The organism is Saccharospirillum sp. (genome assembly GCF_040881935.1).
Classification (GTDB): domain Bacteria; phylum Pseudomonadota; class Gammaproteobacteria; order Pseudomonadales; family Natronospirillaceae; genus Saccharospirillum.
Map to the genome: position 1 here is coordinate 1 of NZ_JBBECH010000043.1, position 3,778 is coordinate 3,778.

Annotated in this window: 5 protein-coding genes; 4 read left to right on the forward strand and 1 reads right to left on the reverse strand. The window is 58.6% G+C overall.

What is annotated here, in order from left to right; all coding sequences use genetic code 11:
* Positions 1-117 precede the first annotated feature (117 nt).
* The gene (ubiA, locus tag WEB54_RS07025; protein ID WP_368054504.1) at positions 118-978 is read right to left on the reverse strand and encodes a 4-hydroxybenzoate octaprenyltransferase; all 861 of its coding nucleotides are present in this window, start codon (positions 976-978) and stop codon (positions 118-120) included.
* Between the two features lie 474 nt (positions 979-1,452).
* Between ubiA and WEB54_RS07030 the strand changes: the two genes are divergently transcribed.
* The 4 genes from WEB54_RS07030 to WEB54_RS07045 all read left to right on the forward strand — a co-directional run bounded on the left by WEB54_RS07030 (position 1,453) and on the right by WEB54_RS07045 (position 3,695).
* Positions 1,453-1,617, forward strand: a complete 165-nt coding sequence (locus tag WEB54_RS07030; protein ID WP_368054498.1) for a rubredoxin — start codon at positions 1,453-1,455, stop codon at positions 1,615-1,617.
* Positions 1,614-2,780 carry an FAD-dependent oxidoreductase gene (locus WEB54_RS07035; RefSeq protein ID WP_368054500.1) on the forward strand — a complete coding sequence of 389 codons (1,167 nt, stop codon included), beginning with the start codon at positions 1,614-1,616 and terminating at the stop codon, positions 2,778-2,780. Before WEB54_RS07030 ends, WEB54_RS07035 begins: the two co-directional genes overlap by 4 nt.
* Positions 2,781-2,880: 100 nt before the next feature.
* Positions 2,881-3,153: an HU family DNA-binding protein gene (locus WEB54_RS07040; RefSeq protein ID WP_028671810.1), complete on the forward strand. Its 273-nt coding sequence runs from the start codon at positions 2,881-2,883 to the stop codon at positions 3,151-3,153.
* A gap of 173 nt (positions 3,154-3,326) precedes the next feature.
* On the forward strand, positions 3,327-3,695 hold the full coding sequence (locus WEB54_RS07045; protein ID WP_368054502.1) for an SCP2 sterol-binding domain-containing protein: 369 nt from the start codon (positions 3,327-3,329) through the stop codon (positions 3,693-3,695).
* Positions 3,696-3,778: the final 83 nt, after the last annotated feature.

A 3,778-nucleotide genomic window follows, 5' to 3' on the forward strand; every position in this document is an offset into this window, starting at 1 on the left:
CCTGACACTCAACTGGCAGCAAGATTCATAATTCCAGTTAAACCAATATCGCCAGGCTACCCGGTGACCGGCGCGGGTTCCTGCCGACAGGGCCAACTGTAAACCTCAAAACTCGAGTTAAAAGAGTGCCAAATCCAGAACGGCGCCGATAAACAGGGCCATGCCCGCCCAGTGGTTGTTGAGAAAGGCCTTGAAGCAGGGGTCTCGTTCGCGGTGGCGAATCAGCCATTGCTGGTAGAGGAAGCAGCCGGTGGCGACCGCCAGGCCCAGCCACCAGAATAGCTTGAGTTCGGCTTGAATGCCGAGCATGAACCAGGCGAGCCAGGTGAGCAGTTGCAGCAGGCCGACCATGAGTTTGTCGGCATCGCCAAAGAGGATGGCGGTGGATTTAATGCCGATTTTCAGGTCGTCGTCGCGGTCGACCATGGCGTAGAGGGTATCGTAATGCACTGTCCAGAGGATGTTGGCGGTGTACAGCAGCCAGGTAATCTCGGTCAGGGGCGCGCCGACGGCGGTGTAGGCCATGGGGATCGCCCAGGAAAACGCGGCGCCCAGAAAGACCTGGGGCAGGTAGGTGTAGCGCTTCATGAATGGGTAGAGTGCCGCCAAAAACAGGCCGACAAACGACATGTAAACGGTGGTGGTGTTGGTGAACAGCACCAGGCCAAAGGCCGCCAGTGCCAACCCTGCGGCGAGCAGCAGCGCTTCGCGCTCAGTCACCAGACCCTTTGCCAGGGGGCGTTGATTGGTGCGCTTTACGTGGCCATCGAGATGGCGGTCGGCGTAGTCGTTGATCACGCAGCCGGCGCTGCGCATCAGCGTTGTGCCCAGCACAAAAATCACCACCAGATGCAACGGCGGCCAGCCCTCTGCCGCGAGCCACAGGGCCGTTAGCGTGGGCCACAGTAACAGGTAGATGCCGATGGGCCGGTCGAGTCGGGTCAGTTTAAGGTAGTGTGGAAAGACGTTGGTGTTCATGGTTGAGCAAGGTTTCCATAAAGAATTCAGCGACCAGCAAGACAGCGCGTCAGGTTGCCCGGCAAAGGCGGCCAGCGGCGTGGTCAGGTGCAGGTTGCCTTCGGCCAGTACCTGAACTGAGAAAGCGTCAGACCGCTGGCGCAAGGCCCGGGTCAGGCTGCCGGGAAGTTCCAGCCAGTATCGCCAGGGCGCAGGCAACTGGTCTGCCATCTCACCCAGGTCGTACCAATTGTGCTGGCGCATATCGAGCGCTTGGCTGGCCACCTTCAAAGCGGTTCCATCGGCGTTAACAGGCGCCAGTGTAAAGCGCCATCAGCCTGAATGCCAGATGACTGAGACATAGGTGTGTGCTGCGCTTTCCTTGCAATTATTCAGCACTGACAGTAGCTTCAGCCACCCGGGTCGTGAACGAGGCTTGTACGGAGCGGCGATGCCGCTACCGTCGCCACCGGACCGTATTTAAAGAGGATCGACATGAGAAAATGGCAATGCATTGTTTGTGGTTTTATCTATGACGAGGCCGAAGGTATCCCGGATGAGGGCATAGCGCCCGGTACCGCCTGGGAAGACGTGCCCGGCACTTGGGAATGCCCGGATTGCGGCGCCTCCAAGGATGATTTTGAGATGATTGTGCTTTGAGGGCGTCGTCCGGTCTGACTCCGCCACTGATCGTTGTTGGCTCTGGTCTGGCGGCCTATACCCTGGTGCGGGAATGGCGCAAGGCCGACACCGAGACGCCGCTGGTGCTGATCACCGCCGATGATGGTGCCGGGTATTCCAAGCCGATGCTGTCCAATGCGCACAGCAAGGGCCAGTCAGCCGATGATCTGATTCAGATGTCGGCCACCGAGGTCGCCGAGCGTTATCAGGCCGAGGTGCTGACCCGAACCGAAGTGCTACACATCGACCCGACCACCCGCACGCTCCATCTCGACAGTGGTGAAGCGCTGGTCTGGGGGCAGCTGGTGCTGGCCGTGGGTGCCGAACCGATTCGGGCTCCGCTGGAAGGTAATGCGCTGAACCGGGTGTTCAGCGTGAACGACCGCCTCGACTTTGCCCGCCTGCAAGCGGAGCTCGAAGGCGCCAGGCAAGTGACCATCATGGGTGGCGGCCTTATCGGCAGCGAGTTCGCCAATGATCTGATCAGCGCGGGGTTCGAGGTGGATCTGGTCGCGCCCAGTGAGACTTTGTTAACTGGCCTGGTCCCGGCTGAGGTGGGCGACGCGCTGCGACAAGCGCTCGCCGACGCCGGGGTCCGTTTTCACCTGGGGCCTCTGGTTAGCCGGGTCGACCGCACCGAAGCGGGTAAATTCCAGGTCAGCCTGACCAATGGTCAAAAAATCCCAACCGACCTGGTTCTGTCGGCGGTTGGCCTGTCGCCGCGCTTGGATCTGGCGCGCAAGGCCGGGTTGAAGGTAAACCGGGGGATTATGGTTAATAAGTACTTGCAAACCAGCGACCCCAGTATTTATGCGCTAGGTGATTGCGCCGAAGTGGAAGGGCTGGTGCTGATGTATGTGATGCCGCTGATGAACGCAGCCCGGGCGCTGGCCAAAACGCTGACCGGTGAAAAGACGGCCGTACAGTGGCCGGCGATGCCGGTTACGGTAAAAACACCACTCTGTCCTGTGATCGCGTACCCATCCAGAGGCACTGGGGCATGGCAAATTGACGGCAGTGGCGCTAATCTAGCGGCTGTGTGCCGTCAGGGTGAGTCGATTGTGGGCTTTGCTTTGTCCGGTGAGCGCATTAAAGAGCGCAATATCTGGTTAAAGGCCGTACCACCTTTGCTGGCTAGCTGACCTGGGGCTGCCAAGGCCGTTTCGGCGCTTGGCAATCCAAAAACCGTCGCGTATGCTGATTCAGTCATGCGGAACTCGAAATAAACAGAAGGAAAGTCTTATGCGTAAACCAGAACTGGCCGCTGCCATCGCCGAAAAAGCGGATATTTCCAAAGAAAAAGCCAATGAAGTGCTGAATGCCATGTTGGATCAGATCACCAACACCGTTGCCAAGAAAGAATCCGTAACCCTGGTTGGTTTCGGAACCTTTGAAGCACGCGCTCGCGCCGCTCGCACTGGCAAAAACCCGCAAACCGGTGCCAGCATCCAGATTCCGGCTAGCAACACCGTTGCTTTCAAGCCCGGTAAAGCGCTGAAAGACTCGGTAAACTAAGAAAAGGCTGAACGCACCTTCAATATGGTTACTCACCAATGAAGGGGTTTTAGTCACGAAACGGGGCCTGCAGGCCCCGTTTTTCGTTCTAATTGCATGAATCCCCGGTCAGGCTTGGCAGCAGACGACTGGCCCGGCATGATGCGCCTCCCTGATATTGTGAGGCTACCGGCATGAAATACCGTCTGTTGTTATGGTTAATGGCACTGCGTTTCAAACGCGCCATCCGTCGCCAGGCTGCGTTTCGCGAAGCGCTGCAAGACATCGACCGAACCATCCAGTTCACCACCGACGAGCGCAAGGTCTCGCGCTATCTGGCGTTTCGCGACCAGCGACTCAAGTCCCGTCGCGGCCAGGCCGAACACGCCGATATCACCCTGCGCTTCACCACCCCATCAGAAGGCTTCAGTACCCTCTGGGCCATGGCCACCGGTAAAGACCGCAACGCCGTCATGAAAGCCATTCAGGAAAAACGCCTGGCCGTAGAAGGCGACCCCATGCTGCTGATGTGGTTCCAGAAGACGGTCAAATTTTTGCGGTAGGGTTTACTTGTGTGCCTAGAATCCGTCCTGGCCACCGTGTTGGTCTATCCGGGGTCGGCGTAGATCCATCCGTGGAGCCTAGG

Excerpts from the sequence above, each read along its gene's own strand:
- ubiA (WP_368054504.1), bottom strand. The coding sequence starts at position 978 with ATGAACACCAACGTCTTTCCACACTACCTTAAACTGACCCGACTCGAC.
- WEB54_RS07030 (WP_368054498.1), top strand. The coding sequence starts at position 1,453 with ATGAGAAAATGGCAATGCATTGTTTGTGGTTTTATCTATGACGAGGCC.
- WEB54_RS07040 (WP_028671810.1), top strand. The coding sequence starts at position 2,881 with ATGCGTAAACCAGAACTGGCCGCTGCCATCGCCGAAAAAGCGGATATT.
- WEB54_RS07045 (WP_368054502.1), top strand. The coding sequence starts at position 3,327 with ATGAAATACCGTCTGTTGTTATGGTTAATGGCACTGCGTTTCAAACGC.